Genomic DNA, 15525 nt, shown 5'->3' with positions numbered 1-15525 from the left:
GATAATTTATGTGTTTCAACTAGGTGCTTAAAAAAAAGATAACTGGTAATTATAGCATGATTCCTAAGTGTTGGCCGAATAGAAGAGTCAAAAAAATGAGGCAACAGTAGTTGAGAATAATCCATAATTAAATTTGATTGATTTTGTTGGATTATTTGCTTTTATTTATGGTTAATAAATGTAAATGTTTTTGAATAATGCAATGGATTCTTAATACTAATGTCAAAAAATTATTATTAAAAACAGGGGATTAATTTTTCAGACGGCCTTTTAAGCGGGTTAAATTTTTTGATAATTGTTTGTATTTTAAATAGAAAATTTGTCAAAAGTGCTACTTATGCATACAATTACCTCATTCCATAACAACACACGAATCTTCATTTCGTGATTATCAACTTTTAAAAGAAAGAGAAAGAATTATGCAAGGCAACCAAGCAGTTATTGATTACATGAACGAATTATTGTCTGGTGAGTTGGCTGCTCGCGACCAATATTTTATCCACTCTCGCCTGTACTCTGAATGGGGTTACACCAAACTGTTCGAACGTTTGAACCACGAGATGGAAGAAGAAACCACTCACGCCGAAGACTTCATCCGTCGTATCCTGATGTTGGGCGGTACGCCTAAAATGACCCGTGCCGAACTGAACATCGGTACTGACGTAGTCTCTTGTCTGAAAGCAGACTTGAATACTGAATACGAAGTACGCGATGCGTTGAAAAAAGGCATCAAATTGTGCGAAGAAGCTCAAGACTACGTTACCCGCGATTTGATGGTTGCCCAACTGAAAGACACTGAAGAAGATCACGCTCACTGGTTGGAACAACAACTGCGTCTGATCGAATTGGTCGGCGAAGGCAACTACTACCAAAGCCAACTGTAATCTAGCCTATAACATATAAGGAGCTGAATATGAAAGGCGATCGCTTAGTTATTCGCGAGCTGAACAAAAACTTAGGTTTGTTGCTGATTACCATTAACCAATACTTCCTGCATGCCCGCATTTTGAAAAACTGGGGTTTTGAAGAATTGGGCGAACACTTCTTCAAACAATCCATCCGCGAAATGAAATCCGCAGACGATTTGATCGAGCGTATTTTGTTCTTGGAAGGCCTGCCTAATCTGCAAGAATTGGGTAAACTGTTGATCGGTGAATCTACCGAAGAAATCATTGCCTGCGATCTGAAAAAAGAGTATGAAAAACATGATGCTCTGGTTGCAGCCATCGCTCTTGCAGAAGAGCAACAAGACTACGTCAGCCGTGATTTGTTGGAAAAACAAAAAGACATCAACGAAGAACACATCGACTGGCTTGAAACTCAGCAGGAATTAATTGGTAAAGTTGGTTTGCCAAACTACCTGCAAACAGCGGCGCAAGAGGACTAAAACACAAACCACTGCCAAATATAGCAGTCCCTGCTCCCATCAACGGCATATCTTTACGATATGCCGTTTTCTTTTGTGGAAATGCTTAAAGGCCGTCTGAATGTTCAGACGGCCTTGATTTTATATCGCTTTCAGACAGTATAGATAAGTAGTTTCCTTGTTTCTGGCAAACGCCAAAGGATCGGATTCATCTATTGCTTTTTTGTGTTGCGGTTTGGTTTTCAAAATATCGACTACATTGAGTGAGGCCGTCTGAAAGCATTGGTTTAGAAAGTCTTTATCACGCAAATGCAAGTGTTCTGCCAAATCTGAAATAATCAGCCAAGCTTCGCCGTTTGGATTTAAGTGATGACGTACGCCGTTAATGAAGGCTGTCAACATGGCATTGTTTGGGTCGTAAAGTGCAGTCTCAATAGCGGAGGTCGGTTTTGCCGGCAGCCAAGGCGGATTGCAGACGATAAGGTCGGCGCAACTTTTGGGAAATAAATCAATCAATTGGATATTGACGGCTTTATCCAAGCCTAGGCGTTCGAGGTTTGCTATGGCGCAGGCAATTGCTTTGGGGTTGGTGTCTGTGGCAATGATGTCGGGTATGCCTCGTTTGGCCAAAATTGCGGCAATAACGCCTGAACCGGTGCCGATGTCAAAGGCCGTCTGAATATTGGGAGCGAGTGGGGCTTGTGTGATTAAATCCAAATACTCGCCGCGCAGTGGAGAGAATACGCCGAAAGGAACATGGATTTTTCCGTCTAGTTGAGGGATATCTATGCCTTTTTTGTGCCATTCGTGTGCACCGATAAAGCCCAGTAATTGATTCAGCGGCAAAAGAAACGGCTTGTCGTTTGGTGTGTCGTAAACATCGCACAGGGCAGAGTAGATGTTGGGTGCGCGTGCATTGCCCAGTTGAAAATTCGGTTGAATTTCAACGGCAAGCATATTGAGCAAACGACTTTGCTGAGCTTGTTTCATACGGTGGGCGTGGAAGGCCGTCTGAATATCGGCAGGTGCGCCTTTCTTTTTTTCAGACGGCCTGCGGATACGCTTTTTCATTGCGGCTAAGACTTGCTTGGCATTATGAAAATCGCCAGTCCAAACAGTTGCAGTTTGCGCGTGGGCATTTTTTAAAATTTCTGCTGTGGCTGCTTCTTGGATGTAAACCGCCTGCTTAGGCGGCTTTTGTGTGCTTTCGTTGCGCCATTCGATGTCGGAACGGTCGGTAGGGATGGTGTGGGGCATAATGTGTTTCAAATCGGAGAAATAGGGGATTAGTTTACTATATTTAGGATGTGTTCGGTTTGAGAGGAGCTTTTAATAGTCTGAATTAGACAAAATGTATAAAATTTTCTCAGATTTTAAAATTTATACTAATATTTTGATAAAAATAGATTGTCGTTTTGTCTAAAATGAGTATAATGCAAAACTAGAACACAATAATCTTAATCAGATTTGGACAAGGAACATCATGCAATTAGACATTGACCGTTTGGTTGCCTATTTTGGTGGCGTAAACGCGCTGGCCGAAGCCCTGAAACAGCACGACCCGGAAAATGCTGCAACGACGGCGGCTATCTATAAATGGCGTACACGCGGTTCCCTGCCTTTGGCTCAGTTGCAAAAACTGACCGCTTTGGCGGAAGTGCAAGGCAGACCGCTTGATTTGAATGCTTTTTTACAAAAAAACGAATCTCTGGAGAGAACAGAAATGACACAAACCAACCGCGTTATCATTTTCGATACCACCATGCGCGACGGCGAGCAGTCGCCCGGTGCATCCATGACCAAAGAGGAGAAAATCCGTATTGCCCGCCAGTTGGAAAAGATGGGTGTTGATGTGATTGAGGCAGGTTTTGCAGCAGCCAGTCCGGGCGATTTTGAATCGGTTAATGCGATTGCCAAAATCATTACTAAATCTACAGTTTGCTCATTGGCGCGTGCCGTTGAAAACGATGTGCGCAAAGCAGGCGAAGCTGTTTCCCCTGCTCCGAATAAACGTATTCACACTTTTATCGCCACCAGCCCGATCCACATGGAGCACAAACTGAAAATGAAGCCGCAGCAGGTCATCGATGCGGCGGTCAAAGCGGTAAAAATTGCTAAAGAATACACTGACGATGTGGAATTTTCTGCTGAAGACGCAGTACGTTCGGATTTGGACTTCCTTGCCAAAATCTTTACGGCGGTTATTGAAGCGGGGGCGACTACTATCAATATTCCTGATACTGTCGGCTACTCCATCCCTTCCGTATGGTACGAGCGTATCAGCAACATCATCAAAAGCGTTCCCAATGGCGACAAAGTAGTTTGGTCGACCCACTGCCATAATGACTTGGGTATGGCGGTTGCTAACTCATTGGCTGCTGTTCAGGCAGGTGTGCGTCAGGTGGAATGTACCATCAACGGCTTGGGCGAACGCGCGGGCAATGCCAGCCTTGAAGAAATCGTGATGGCGTTGAAAGTGCGTCATGATTTGTTCGGCTTGGAAACCGGCATCGATACCACGCAAATCGTGCCGGTATCCAAACTGGTATCTACTATCACCGGCTATCCGATTCAGCCAAACAAAGCAGTAGTCGGCGCAAACGCCTTTGCGCACGAATCAGGCATCCACCAAGACGGCGTGTTGAAACACCCTGAAACCTATGAAATCATGACTGCCGAATCAGTCGGCTGGTCAACCAACCGCTTGACTTTGGGCAAACTCTCTGGCCGCAGCGCATTCCGCAGCAAGCTGGCAGATTTGGGTATTGAGTTGGAAAGCGAAGAGGCGTTGAATGCGGCATTTGCACGCTTCAAAGAGCTGGCGGATAAGAAACGCGAAATCTTTGATGAAGACCTGCACGCTTTGGTGTCTGACGAAATGGGCAATATGAATACCGAAAGCTATAAATTCATTTCCCAAAAAATCAGCACCGAAACCGGCGAAGAACCTCGTGCCAATATCGTGTTCAGTATTCGCGGAGAAGAAAAACACGCTACCGCTAGCGGCTCAGGCCCTGTTGATGCCATCTTCAAAGCCATTGAAAGCGTGGCTCAAAGTGGCGCAACCTTGCAGATTTACTCTGTCAACGCAGTAACGCAAGGCACAGAAAGCCAAGGCGAAACTTCTGTCCGCCTGCAACGTGGCGACCGTGTGGTCAACGGTCAAGGCGCAGATACCGACGTGTTGGTGGCGACTGCTAAGGCTTATCTGTCTGCACTGAGCAAATTGGAATTCGGTCAAGCCAAGCCTAAAGCGCAAGGCAGCGGCATGATTTGATTTATTGAAAAAGTAAAGGCCGTCTGAAATCGTAGTGATGCGTTTCAGACGGCTTTTTTATTTGGTTAAAGAACGAATCTGTTTATTGAAGTTTAAGCAGTCGGTCTTGTTCGACCGACAATACGCCATTTATTTTTTTGAAATAGGCAATGGCATCTTGAATATTGGTTTTGGCTGATGGACGAATGGCAATGCCGTGCAGGTTTTTGTATTCGTAAATCAAACTTGCACCGGAGGTTTTCACTGCTTTTAGCAATGGCGCGGAACCGGTTTGGGTATCATAGAAGATAATCAGGTTTCCGGTTGTATCTTGGGCTTGCTGTTGAGATGGAATGGCGGTTGATTGAGTAGGAATACTTGGGCTTTGGCAGGCGCAAAGCAGGGTGGAGAGTAGGACGAATGCTAGGGTTTTCATGGTATTAGTTCAATTTGATAAAAGACTAAGGCCGTCTAAACAATCGTAAAACGAAATCAAAGTTTCCCTTTACAACGTTCAGACGGCCTTTGTCAGTTATGCTTCAGGCAATTCCATGGCTAGAACGGTTTGTTCTTGTTTGGCACGGAAAGCCGCCAGTTTTTCAGCCAATTCAGGATTTTCATTGGCCAAAAGTGAAATGGCAAACAGCGCTGCATTGGCTGCGCCTGCTTCGCCAATGGCAAATGTGGCAACTGGAACGCCTTTGGGCATTTGTACAATCGAAAGCAGGGAGTCTTCGCCGCGCAGATATTTGCTGGGAACGGGAACGCCCAAGACGGGAACCGTGGTTTTGGCAGCGACCATGCCCGGTAAATGCGCTGCGCCGCCCGCGCCGGCAATGATGGCTTTGATGCCGCGTTCGCGTGCGGTTTCGGCGTATTCAAACATCAAATCAGGCGTACGGTGTGCAGAGACGACACGCGCTTCGTATTCAACGCCGAATTCTTTGAGAAATTGTGCTGCCTGCTGCATCACCGGCCAATCGCTGTTGCTGCCCATAATAATGCCGACTTGGATCATGAGGAGTTCCTTTTGCTTGAATGGATTAAGGGTAAAAAAATATTCAGACGGCCTTGGAGATGACAAGGCCGTCTGAACGTTTATCTTTGTTTGAGACTGATGGAAGCGCGTTTTGCCGCTTCGCTGTTGGGGAAGCTTTGTATCAGTTTGCGCCATGTGCTGCGGGCGATGTCTTTTTGTTGCAGCTTGTATTGGCACTGGCCGATGCTGTACATGGCATCAGGAGCTTGCGGGCTGTTGCGGAATCGGTTGGCGTAGCGGTTGCCGATTTCTATAACGGATTCGCAGTTGCCCAGACGTTGTTGGCTTTGCAGGAGCAGGTACATATTGCGGCGGGCAATTTCGTTGCCGTTTCCGCCGTCAGCCTCTTTTAAGATGGCTACTGCGGCGGAGAAGTTGTTACGCTGATAGTATTTTTGCGCTTGGTTATAAAGGCGCAGTTCATTTTGTGCGGCTGAATCTGTTTCAGACGGCACGCCGCCGCCATTGGCCAAATAGTTCATTTTCAGCTTGCGGTCATCCAATCGCTGGGCTTTGGGTTTGGAAGCCGAAGTAGTCGGACGTTTGCTGTTTCGTTGTTGTTCTAGTGTTTGCAAGCGTTGATTTAATTCTTCGACCGTGCGTTCCAGTCGGGCAATTTGTATGCCCAAGTGGTCAATCTGGGTTTGTGCGTCTAAACGCGGATAGGGGATACTTTTTTCATGTAAAGGCTCACGCGGAATATCCGGTAGGACAAAGTTGGGATTGTCGGTAGATTGGGGAGGATGGGAAACGGTGCATGATGCGGCCAATAGAGTAAGCGGCAAAAGAAACAGAGAATGTGATAATGTTTTCATCGGATTGTGTCGTTTTATTTTTTTAGTAGCAATGTCAAACCATCGCCGACAGGCAGGGTAATGGGAGTAATGCGTGTATCGTGCGGCAGATTTTGGTTGAAATGGCGCAGGATATCCAAGCTGGGCGGATCATTTTCGGTAGCTTCATTCATGACGCGTCCTCCCAATAAAATATTGTCGATGGCAATCACGCCGCCACTCCGTACCAGTTGCAAACAGCGTTCAAAATATTTCGGCGTAGGCGGTTTGTCGGCATCGATAAGCGCCAAGTCATAGCTTTCCGATTCGCCTTGCACAATCAAATCGTCCAAAGTCAGCAAAGCCGGTTGCAGATGAAGCGAGATTTTATGCGCTATGCCTGCTGCCTGCCATGTTTCGCGGGCAATATCGGTAAAGGTTACATTGATGTCGCAAGCCGTGATTTTGCCGTCTTCGGGGAGGGCAAGCGCCATGGCGGTGCTGCTGTAACCGGTAAAGACGCCAACTTCCAAATATTTTTTGGCATTCAATAATTTAGCCAACCACACCAACATGGCCGCCTGCTCTTGGGCGATGGCCATCTTTCCCAGGCGATGTGATTGGGTACGCTCGCGCAATGCGGTCAAAACGGGATGTTCGGATTGACCGATGCTGTTGAGGTAATGTTGTAATGCCGGATCGGTATTGTGTGTGTTGGTCGTCATGCCGATACGGGATTAGTCTTGATAGTAGGTATAGGGTTTTTTGTTGACTTTGGCTGCTTCAAATTCGGCCTGCTCGGTCGGATTGAGGGTAACATCCCACAGTAAATGGCGGTTTTCGAGGCGTTGCGCTTCCATTTCGGGATTGTCTTCCATGAGTTTGTCGAGGAATTGGGTAGCTTCGGATTTGTAGTAGTACATGATGTTCTGCCTGAATCGTTGTCAGACCGTCATTATAGCCGATATTTTTTGCCAATACGCTAATTAATCGAACTTCCATAAGGTATAATGGCACGTCTTTTTTAGGCCGTCTGAAGCCTTTGCTCAATGTTTTGCTCCTTCTACGGCAGAATATTGTGCAAAGGCTTAAGCCAGACAAGTTTCAGACGGCCTTTTTTATTGTGAAAAGAGCTGCTTATGTTAAAGAAATGGCTGCATAAAGTGTTGCCTAAAAAACACGTCAAATCGTTGCCTGAAAAGGAAATTATCCCGCTTGAGCAACACGGTATCCGCGCGGATATGTTGAGCTTTGCTGCAGAGAAAATTGCCAAACGCCTGCATGAAGCCGGTTTTCAGGCTTATGTTGTGGGTGGTGCCGTTCGAGATTTGTTGCTCGGGGTCGAGCCCAAAGACTTTGATATCGCAACCGATGCCACGCCGGAGCAAATCCGCAAAGTATTCCGCCGCAGCCGCATTATCGGCCGCCGTTTCCAAATTGTTCATGTGATGATCGGACCTGAAACCATTGAAGTCACGACGTTCCGCGGTGGCGATAAGGTTCAGCAAAATGCGCAAGGCCGTATTATGAAGGACAATACTTACGGCAGCATTGAAGAAGATGCCATGCGTCGCGACTTTACTTGTAATGCGCTGTATTACGACCCGATTAAAGAGGAGATTTGGGATTTCCATCAGGGTGTGGCTGATGTTGCCGATAAAAAATTGGTGATGATAGGCGATCCTGCCGAACGCTATCAGGAAGATCCTGTCCGTATTCTTCGTGCCGTCCGTTTGTCGGGCAAGTTGGGCTTTGAAGTGGAAGAGCAAACGGCTTTGCCAATTGCAGAATATGCAGGCCGTCTGAAAAATGAGCCTGTTGCTCGTCTTTTTGACGAAATTCTGAAAATTCTGTTTTCCGGTTATTCTCGTGCCTGTTTGAAAAGGCTAAACGAGTTGGGTATTCCCGAAGGCATCCATCCGCTTTTAGATGCCTTGAAAACTGCCGAAGCGGCTGAAAACCGTATGATTATGTTGGCCTTGAAAAATACCGACGAGCGTATCCGTGCGGATAAGTCCGTTTCCGTCGGTTTCGTATTGGCGGCAGTATTGTGGCCGACACTGAACGCTATTTGGCAACGCAATCTAAGCCATGGACAAAAAACTGTCCCTGCATTGATGGATGCGATGAACACCATGCGTGACACAGTAGAGAAGGGTTGGGGTGTACCGCAACGATTTTCTGCAACCATGCGTGAAGTCTGGCAATTTCAGCCGCAATTTGACAATATGCGCGGCGCACGCCCATATCGCCTGCTATCGCAAACACGTTTCCGAGCCGCTTATGATTTCCTGATTTTGCGTAGCGAGGTTGGCGAGGTTGATAAAGAGATGGCTTCTTGGTGGACAACTTTCCAACATGCCGATGAGGAAACACGCCAGCAAATGACTGTTGCCAATGATCACAAACGTCAGAAACAAAGTGGATCAACCGATGGCAAACCCAAACGTCGCCGCCGCCATCCGAAAAAGAAAACCACTGAAACTGAATAAATTATCAAAATAAGTTTAAGGCCGTCTGAAACGATTAAATCTTTTGAGATTTGTTTTTCAGACGGCCTTATTATATTTCAATAAAAAACCGCAGGTCTTTTAACCTGCGGTTTGCTTTTATGATTTGTTTTCTTCGCTGTCGAGGAAGCTGCGGAGGCGGTCGCTGCGGGTCGGGTGGCGCAGCTTGCGCAGGGCTTTGGCTTCGATTTGACGGATACGTTCACGGGTTACGTCAAATTGTTTGCCGACTTCTTCCAAAGTGTGGTCGGTATTCATATCGATACCGAAACGCATACGCAAAACTTTGGCTTCACGCGGCGTCAGGCTTTCGAGGATTTCTTTAGTTACTTCGTGCAGGCTGGTGTACATCGCAGCTTCTGCCGGAGCAACGTTGTTGGCATCTTCGATGAAGTCGCCCAAGTGCGAATCATCGTCATCGCCAATCGGTGTTTCCATGGAAATCGGCTCTTTGGCGATTTTCATGATTTTGCGGATTTTATCTTCCGGCATTTCCATCAGCTCGGCCAGTTTGGCAGAATCCGGCTCTTCACCGGTTTCTTGCAGGTATTGGCGCGAGATACGGTTCATTTTGTTGATGGTTTCAATCATGTGAACCGGAATACGGATGGTACGCGCTTGGTCGGCGATGGAACGGGTAATCGCTTGACGGATCCACCATGTGGCATAAGTAGAGAACTTGTAGCCGCGGCGGTATTCGAATTTGTCTACCGCTTTCATCAGACCGATATTGCCTTCTTGAATCAAATCAAGGAACTGCAAGCCGCGGTTGGTGTATTTTTTAGCAATGGAAATAACCAAACGCAAGTTGGCCTGAATCATTTCCTGTTTGGCGGCTGAGGTTTCTTTTTCGCTCAACACCATGTTTTTGTTGATTTCTTTCAACTCTTCGATGGAAATGCGGGTTTCAGCTTCCATATTTGCCAGCTCGGTTTGTTTTTCGAGGATGGCGTGGCGGAAACGATCTAACGCGTTTGCCCATACACGGCCTTTGGCTACTTCTTCTTCTACCCATTCCAAATCGGTAATAGCTGGCAGGAAGTTTTTGATGAAGTAGTCGCGATCCATACGGACGCGGTCGATACAGATGTCGCGGATTTCACGCTCGAGTTTACGGATGTTTTCAACGCGGCTGCGCAGGTTGCTGCTCAAATTTTCGATTTGACGTGTGGCAAAACGGACTTCTAACAGTTTGTTGGCAATGGCATCACGGTGTTTCAGGTAGTTGGCGTGCAGGCTGCCGTATTTTTCCAACTGCTTGATCATTTTGCCGTATTCGCTCTCGATAAAGGCGAAGTGTTCCAAAACTTTTTGTTTCAGTTCGGCCAAATGGGCAGCGGATATGGCTTCAGAGTCGCTACCTGAATCGTCTTCATCTTCATCGTCGCTATCTTCATCATCGCTAACGGTTTCGCCTTCTTCGTCATCTGGTTTGGCATTTTCTAAGTGACCTAAGCCCAATTCGTTCAACAAGACTTCATTAGGGTCGATAATGGCTTCAACGACTTCATCCACACGGATTTCGTCGTTGCGGACTTGTTCGATCAAAGCCAGAATTTCGGCAATCGAGCCTGGGCAGGCGGAGATTGCCTGCACCATGTTTTTCAGTGCATTTTCGATTTTTTTGGCGATAATGATTTCGTCTTCACGCGTCAACAGATCGACTTGACCCATTTCACGCATATACATACGCACAGGGTCGGTTGTGCGGCCGAATTCTGAATCTGCACTGGAGAGTGCTGCTTCGGCTTCTTCAACGGCATCGTCGTCGGTCATGGCGGCGGCGTTGTCGCTCAAGAGGATGTCTTCAGCATCGGGAGCTTGCTCGGTTACTTGGATACCCAAGCCGGAAATCATGCTGACGATGTTGTCGATTTGCTCGGCGTCGGACATATCGTCGGGCAGCGCGTCGTTAATTTCGGAATAAGTGATGTAGCCGCGTTCTTTACCCATAATAATGAGTTGACGCAGGCGGGCGCGCTGCTCTTCGATACTCAAGGGACGGTTGTCGTCTTGGTCTTGGTATTCTTCGTAGTTTTGGTTTTTAGACATGGATTGCTCTCTAGGTTGATAGGATGCCGACGGTTTACGGTGATGTAGCCGTACCTGAAGGCGGAGCAGAGCTTTTTGTTGTGAAATCAGATTTCACTTTAATACTCTGAGGCCGTCTGAAAATATTACAGATGGAGTGTTCTGCGTGTCATGTTTCGCAGCGTGTGTTTAGATTGTTCAGACGGCCTGAGGGGTTAGTTTTGCTTTGCCGTCAAAAGCGACAGCAAAAGTCTTTTTTCATTTTCGGTCAAACCAGTTTGAATACTTTTTTGCTTTAAAGTTTCGATTTGACTGTATTTTAATTCATTTAACAACTTTTTCATGCCGATTTGGAAACTTTCGCAATCTTCCTCGTTATCCCCTTCCATTTCTTCAGAGTGAAGGGTCGATAAAAAGATTTGATTGACGGTTTCCTCATAGGGCGAACCGCGCATATATTCAAGCACTTGTGCGGTTGCAGGAGTCGTATCGTGATGTTTGATGGTTTCGGCCAAATTGGCAAGGCAGGCAAAGTCGCCGCTTAAAGCCAGATAATCGGGCAGGTCTATATATGAAGCCCAAGCCGGATTTATCAAGAGGCTGCGTATCTGTCTTTGAACCAGCGTCAGCATGGTTGGCTGTTTGACAGAAATAGGCGGCAGTTTGTAACTTTTTTGTTTGACGTGCCGTTTTGGCGCTTCTTGTCCGAGTAACTGGGCGAGGTTGTCAGGGTCAATGCCCACTAGCTCGCTGAGTTTTTGTTTCAGAAGATAGCCCAATGCCGGTGCGGTAATCTGAGCCAAAAGCGGAGAACTGGTTTTGACCAATTCTGCTTTACCTTCTTGCGTATTGAGGTTGAGGCCGTCTGAAAGATGTTCCCAAAAGTATTCCGATAGGGGCTTGCTTTGGTTTAACAAGGCATCTTCAAATTGAGTCTTGCCGTAGGCGCGGATGTAGCTGTCTGGGTCGTGTTCTTCAGGTAGGAATAGAAAATGCAGCGATTTATCGTCTTTTAATTGCGGTAACGCATTTTCCAGCGCGCGCCAAGCCGCTTTACGTCCTGCACTGTCGCCATCAAAACAAAAATAAATACTGTCGGCCTGACGCATCAGGATTTTGACGTGTTCTGCAGTGGTTGCCGTACCTAAAGCCGCTACGCCGTAGCCAATGCCGAACTGCGCCAATGCGACCACGTCCATGTAGCCTTCGACCACCAAAATCCGTCCTGCCTCTTTTACGGCAGCACGCCCTTCATGTAGCCCGTAAAGGTTTTTCCCTTTGTCAAACAAAGGCGTATCGGGCGAGTTCAGGTATTTGGGTTTGGAGTCGTCCAATACGCGGCCGCCAAAGCCGATGACTTGTCCGCGCGGATTACGGATAGGGAACATAATCCGATGACGAAAGCGGTCGTAATGTTTGCCTTCGTTATCGATGACCATGCCCGTATCCACCAACGCAGTATTAGGATAGGGTTGGAATACTTGCGCCAAAGGCTGCCAACCGTCAGGCGCATAGCCCAAACCATAATGTGCGATGACTTCCGCACTCAAGCCGCGTTTGTCTAAATAAGCCTTCGCCTCCGGATTCAATTTCAACTGTTGCGCGTAAAAATCCGCTGCCGCTGCCGTTGTTTCTTCCAAAGTTTGTTGCTTTTTTTTACGTTCGGCACGGATTTCGGGGTTGTCTTCCTGCCCACGAACTTTAGGTACCGTCATGCCGACGCGATCAGCCAAAAACTGCACCGCCTCCGGAAACGACAGCCCCTGATGTTCCATCACAAAACCAATCGCCGAACCATGAGCCCCGCAACTGAAGCAATGGTAAAACTGCTTGGTCGGGCTGACCGAAAACGACGGCGTCTTTTCCTTGTGAAACGGACAGCAGGCCATATAGTTCGCCCCGCCTTTCTTCAGCGGAACCTGCTCGTCGATAATATCGACAATATCGACTTTGGACAAAAGCTCGTCAATGAAATCAGATGGAATCATGGTTCGGCAGAAGAGGATGGACGGAAAACATTTCAGACGGCCTTATAAACAGACAAAGGCCGTCTGAAAATGGAATTTTGGATGAGGGTTGAACTGATTTTTATATTATAGCAAATTGTTGTAATACATGTGTCTTATCCTTTTGAGGTAGGGTATTAATCATCGTATTTCATTCGTTATTTAAGATAGATATGATGTCGTTAAAGCAAAGGCCGTCTGTAAGATATTCAGACGGCCTTTGATGTTGGTTTATTTTTCTATTTAGTTGCACTTTGATGGTATGAATATGATAATGAACGTATATCCTCGGTTTTAGAAAGGTCGTTTCTCATGAAAGATTTTGCCCGTTTGCTCAATCATCCCGATATTTCCTTTTCTCCGATTCCAAATGCCATTAAAGTTGATAACCCTGCAACAGGTGAGGCTTTGGCGTTTGTCCGTAAGACTGATTCAGACGGCCTGAAACTTTTGATTCAAAAAGCAGAGACGGCACAAAAATTATGGGCGGCAAAAACTGCGTTGGAACGCGCCGATGTATTGTGGCGTTGGTATTTTTTGATTAAAGAAAACAAAGAAGAACTGGCGCGTATCATGACGATGGAGCAAGGTAAAAGTCTGACTGAGGCGCGTGGTGAAATTGATTATGCGGCTTCGTTTGTGCGCTGGTTTGCGGAAGAGGCGAGGCGGATTGACGGCGATGTGTTGACGAGTGTGAAAGAGTCGCAAAAACTGGTTGTATTGAAACAGCCTGTCGGCGTTACCGCTGCGATTACGCCATGGAATTTTCCATCCGCGATGATTGCGCGCAAGGCTGCGCCTGCTTTGGCGGTGGGCTGTGCGATGATTGTCAAACCTGCATCGCTCACGCCTTTGAGTGCGTATGCGTTGGCCGTGCTGGCTTATGAATCAGGTATGCCGCAGGATTTGTTGCCTGTTGTCAGTGGTAGCGCTTCGGAAATCAGCCATGAATTTGCTACGAACCCGACTGTACGCAAAATCAGCTTTACCGGCTCAACCGAAGTAGGTGCGAAAATTTTTGCCGACAGCGCGGCAGACATTAAAAAACTCAGTTTGGAGCTGGGCGGTAATGCGCCGTTTATCGTGTTTGACGATGCCGATTTGGACAAAGCCGTCGAAGGCGCGCTGGCCAGCAAGTTCCGTAACAGCGGTCAGACCTGCGTCTGCACCAACCGCGTTTACGCTCAATCCGGCATTTACGACGAATTTTGCCGCAAATTGAGTGAAAAAGTGGCGGCGCTTAAATTGGGCAACGGCTTGGAAGATGGCGTAAACCAAGGGCCGTTGATTGAGGAAAAAGCGGTAGAAAAAGTTGAGCAGCACATCGCCGACGCATTGGCTAAAGGAGCAAGTTGCCTGACCGGCGGCAAACGCAGCGCATTGGGCAGAACGTTTTTTGAGCCTACCGTTTTAAGCGGCGTTACGGCGCAAATGGCGGTAGCTCGCGAAGAAACCTTCGGGCCTTTGTGTCCCGTGTTCCGTTTTGAAACCGAAGCCGAAGTCATCGAGGCTGCGAACAATACGGAATACGGTTTGGCAGCTTACCTTTTCACCTCCGACGTCGCCCGTCAATGGCGCGTCGGCGAAGCCTTGGAATACGGCATGGTCGGTATCAATACGGGCTTAATCAGTAATGAAGTGGCACCATTTGGCGGCGTAAAACGCAGCGGTTTGGGACGTGAAGGCAGCAAATATGGTGCGGATGAATATTTGGAATTGAAATATTTGTGCATTGATGTAGCGGAATAAAGCTGCAAAGTAAAGACCGTCTGAAATTTGGTTTTCAGACGGCCTTTTTTAAACGCAGAAAAGGTATTGGGTAATTTTCATATTATGAGAACGAGTTTTATAAAGAAGCAAAACCATAAGAAACAAAGTTGCAAAAAATTTGTCACATGTTTATAAAATTAGTTTGATAACTATTTTATATGTTTTTAATTGCATTAGATGTGTATTCCAAATTTCTGGCAGTAGTTTTTCTTTGAGTGATGGCAACGGAAATTTTGGTACATATATCGGCGGCAATACAACAGTGAGCAAGGTAAGATTAGTTCTTTTTGCTTGCACAGTGTAGCTCATATCGATAGCGTAGAAACTTTATTCAGGGTACAATTTTTGGGTGTGACTTTTATAAAAAAGGTGATGTGAATGTTGAAGAAATTTTTAATCCTGTTTTGCGTAGCTTTCACCGGCGCATGCAGTTCATTTGATGGAGATGGTTTGACAAATGGCTCATATTCTCAAGGAAAACGTCTTGATCCGAATTGTGATCATTATGCTGTCGGCGGTAGTGGCGGCGGTTGTACACCGGCAGGTCAATGGCATCTTAAAGATAAACAAGGACAAAGAGTGCCATTCTAGCTTTTAAAAATGATTGTAGAACGGGCATTTAATTATTTAGGCCGTCTGATAGTTGGTTTTCAGACGGCCTGAGACCTTTGCAAAATCCCCTAAAATCCCCTAAATTCCTACTAAGACATTTAGGGGATTTTCCATGAGCACCTTCTTTCAGCAAACCGCCCAAGCCATGATCGCCAAACACAT

14 protein-coding genes are annotated in these 15525 nt (G+C 46.7%); 6 read left to right on the top strand and 8 right to left on the bottom strand.

Annotation, left to right across the window (positions count from 1 at the left end):
• The first annotated feature begins 419 nt into the window (after positions 1 to 419).
• Positions 420 to 884, top strand: a complete 465-nt coding sequence (gene bfr / locus ACTHTJ_RS06790; RefSeq protein WP_070461824.1) for a bacterioferritin — start codon at positions 420 to 422, stop codon at positions 882 to 884.
• Between the two features lie 29 nt (positions 885 to 913).
• Complete coding sequence (bfr, locus tag ACTHTJ_RS06785; RefSeq protein ID WP_003680736.1) at positions 914 to 1387, top strand: bacterioferritin; 474 nt, start codon at positions 914 to 916, stop codon at positions 1385 to 1387.
• A 120-nt stretch (positions 1388 to 1507) separates the two neighbouring features.
• Here the strand turns inward: bfr (ACTHTJ_RS06785) and ACTHTJ_RS06780 are convergent, their stop codons facing one another.
• Positions 1508 to 2623, bottom strand: a complete 1116-nt coding sequence (locus tag ACTHTJ_RS06780) for a methyltransferase (RefSeq protein WP_070461826.1) — start codon at positions 2621 to 2623, stop codon at positions 1508 to 1510.
• Positions 2624 to 2849: 226 nt separating this feature from the next.
• Here ACTHTJ_RS06780 and ACTHTJ_RS06775 point away from each other — a divergent pair, with 226 nt between their 5' ends.
• Entirely contained in the window at positions 2850 to 4643 is a 1794-nt protein-coding gene (locus tag ACTHTJ_RS06775; protein WP_070461828.1) for a 2-isopropylmalate synthase, read from the top strand.
• Between the two features lie 82 nt (positions 4644 to 4725).
• Here ACTHTJ_RS06775 and ACTHTJ_RS06770 read toward each other — a convergent pair whose 3' ends face one another.
• From ACTHTJ_RS06770 to ACTHTJ_RS06750, 5 genes are all read right to left on the bottom strand, one after another.
• The gene (locus tag ACTHTJ_RS06770) at positions 4726 to 5058 is read right to left on the bottom strand and encodes a hypothetical protein (protein WP_070585723.1); all 333 of its coding nucleotides are present in this window, start codon (positions 5056 to 5058) and stop codon (positions 4726 to 4728) included.
• Positions 5059 to 5154: 96 nt separating this feature from the next.
• Positions 5155 to 5640 carry a 5-(carboxyamino)imidazole ribonucleotide mutase gene (purE, locus tag ACTHTJ_RS06765; RefSeq protein ID WP_003686478.1) on the bottom strand — a complete coding sequence of 162 codons (486 nt, stop codon included), beginning with the start codon at positions 5638 to 5640 and terminating at the stop codon, positions 5155 to 5157.
• 80 nt (positions 5641 to 5720) lie between these two features.
• A complete protein-coding gene (locus ACTHTJ_RS06760; RefSeq protein ID WP_070585724.1) occupies positions 5721 to 6476 on the bottom strand; it encodes a tetratricopeptide repeat protein in 756 nt (251 codons plus the stop codon).
• Between the two features lie 14 nt (positions 6477 to 6490).
• Positions 6491 to 7159, bottom strand: a complete 669-nt coding sequence (locus tag ACTHTJ_RS06755; RefSeq protein WP_070585725.1) for a class I SAM-dependent methyltransferase — start codon at positions 7157 to 7159, stop codon at positions 6491 to 6493.
• Between the two features lie 12 nt (positions 7160 to 7171).
• Positions 7172 to 7357 carry a DUF3460 family protein gene (locus ACTHTJ_RS06750; RefSeq protein WP_070585726.1) on the bottom strand — a complete coding sequence of 62 codons (186 nt, stop codon included), beginning with the start codon at positions 7355 to 7357 and terminating at the stop codon, positions 7172 to 7174.
• A 216-nt stretch (positions 7358 to 7573) separates the two neighbouring features.
• Between ACTHTJ_RS06750 and ACTHTJ_RS06745 the strand changes: the two genes are divergently transcribed.
• Positions 7574 to 8926, top strand: coding sequence for a polynucleotide adenylyltransferase PcnB (locus ACTHTJ_RS06745; protein ID WP_070585727.1), 1353 nt, complete (start codon positions 7574 to 7576; stop codon positions 8924 to 8926).
• Between the two features lie 117 nt (positions 8927 to 9043).
• On the opposite strand, the gene rpoD is transcribed toward ACTHTJ_RS06745, so the two are convergent.
• Both rpoD and dnaG read right to left on the bottom strand, forming a co-directional pair.
• The gene (gene rpoD / locus ACTHTJ_RS06740; protein WP_070585728.1) at positions 9044 to 10996 is read right to left on the bottom strand and encodes an RNA polymerase sigma factor RpoD; all 1953 of its coding nucleotides are present in this window, start codon (positions 10994 to 10996) and stop codon (positions 9044 to 9046) included.
• Positions 10997 to 11190: 194 nt separating this feature from the next.
• On the bottom strand, positions 11191 to 12963 hold the full coding sequence (gene dnaG / locus ACTHTJ_RS06735) for a DNA primase (RefSeq protein WP_070585729.1): 1773 nt from the start codon (positions 12961 to 12963) through the stop codon (positions 11191 to 11193).
• Positions 12964 to 13293: 330 nt separating this feature from the next.
• On the opposite strand from dnaG, the gene ACTHTJ_RS06730 reads away from it, so the two are divergent.
• The gene (locus tag ACTHTJ_RS06730; RefSeq protein ID WP_070585730.1) at positions 13294 to 14730 is read left to right on the top strand and encodes an NAD-dependent succinate-semialdehyde dehydrogenase; all 1437 of its coding nucleotides are present in this window, start codon (positions 13294 to 13296) and stop codon (positions 14728 to 14730) included.
• 399 nt (positions 14731 to 15129) lie between these two features.
• The gene (locus tag ACTHTJ_RS06725) at positions 15130 to 15342 is read left to right on the top strand and encodes a hypothetical protein (protein WP_159068520.1); all 213 of its coding nucleotides are present in this window, start codon (positions 15130 to 15132) and stop codon (positions 15340 to 15342) included.
• Positions 15343 to 15525 lie beyond the last annotated feature (183 nt).

Source organism: Neisseria sp. P0018.S001 (assembly GCF_051957355.1).
In the GTDB taxonomy this organism is placed as follows: Bacteria; Pseudomonadota; Gammaproteobacteria; order Burkholderiales; family Neisseriaceae; genus Neisseria; species Neisseria subflava_A.
The sequence above is the reverse complement of the archived record's forward strand: the minus strand, read 5'-3'. Positions and strand labels throughout refer to the sequence as shown.

What these genes read in the sequence shown, in the direction of transcription:
- ACTHTJ_RS06775 (WP_070461828.1), top strand. Translation starts at nt 2,850, where the DNA reads ATGCAATTAGACATTGACCGTTTGGTTGCCTATTTTGGTGGCGTAAAC.
- ACTHTJ_RS06755 (WP_070585725.1), bottom strand. Translation starts at nt 7,159, where the DNA reads ATGACGACCAACACACACAATACCGATCCGGCATTACAACATTACCTC.
- purE (WP_003686478.1), bottom strand. Translation starts at nt 5,640, where the DNA reads ATGATCCAAGTCGGCATTATTATGGGCAGCAACAGCGATTGGCCGGTG.
- bfr (WP_070461824.1), top strand. Translation starts at nt 420, where the DNA reads ATGCAAGGCAACCAAGCAGTTATTGATTACATGAACGAATTATTGTCT.
- ACTHTJ_RS06745 (WP_070585727.1), top strand. Translation starts at nt 7,574, where the DNA reads ATGTTAAAGAAATGGCTGCATAAAGTGTTGCCTAAAAAACACGTCAAA.
- ACTHTJ_RS06725 (WP_159068520.1), top strand. Translation starts at nt 15,130, where the DNA reads ATGTTGAAGAAATTTTTAATCCTGTTTTGCGTAGCTTTCACCGGCGCA.
- ACTHTJ_RS06750 (WP_070585726.1), bottom strand. Translation starts at nt 7,357, where the DNA reads ATGTACTACTACAAATCCGAAGCTACCCAATTCCTCGACAAACTCATG.
- ACTHTJ_RS06730 (WP_070585730.1), top strand. Translation starts at nt 13,294, where the DNA reads ATGAAAGATTTTGCCCGTTTGCTCAATCATCCCGATATTTCCTTTTCT.
- rpoD (WP_070585728.1), bottom strand. Translation starts at nt 10,996, where the DNA reads ATGTCTAAAAACCAAAACTACGAAGAATACCAAGACCAAGACGACAAC.
- dnaG (WP_070585729.1), bottom strand. Translation starts at nt 12,963, where the DNA reads ATGATTCCATCTGATTTCATTGACGAGCTTTTGTCCAAAGTCGATATT.
- ACTHTJ_RS06760 (WP_070585724.1), bottom strand. Translation starts at nt 6,476, where the DNA reads ATGAAAACATTATCACATTCTCTGTTTCTTTTGCCGCTTACTCTATTG.
- ACTHTJ_RS06770 (WP_070585723.1), bottom strand. Translation starts at nt 5,058, where the DNA reads ATGAAAACCCTAGCATTCGTCCTACTCTCCACCCTGCTTTGCGCCTGC.
- ACTHTJ_RS06780 (WP_070461826.1), bottom strand. Translation starts at nt 2,623, where the DNA reads ATGCCCCACACCATCCCTACCGACCGTTCCGACATCGAATGGCGCAAC.
- bfr (WP_003680736.1), top strand. Translation starts at nt 914, where the DNA reads ATGAAAGGCGATCGCTTAGTTATTCGCGAGCTGAACAAAAACTTAGGT.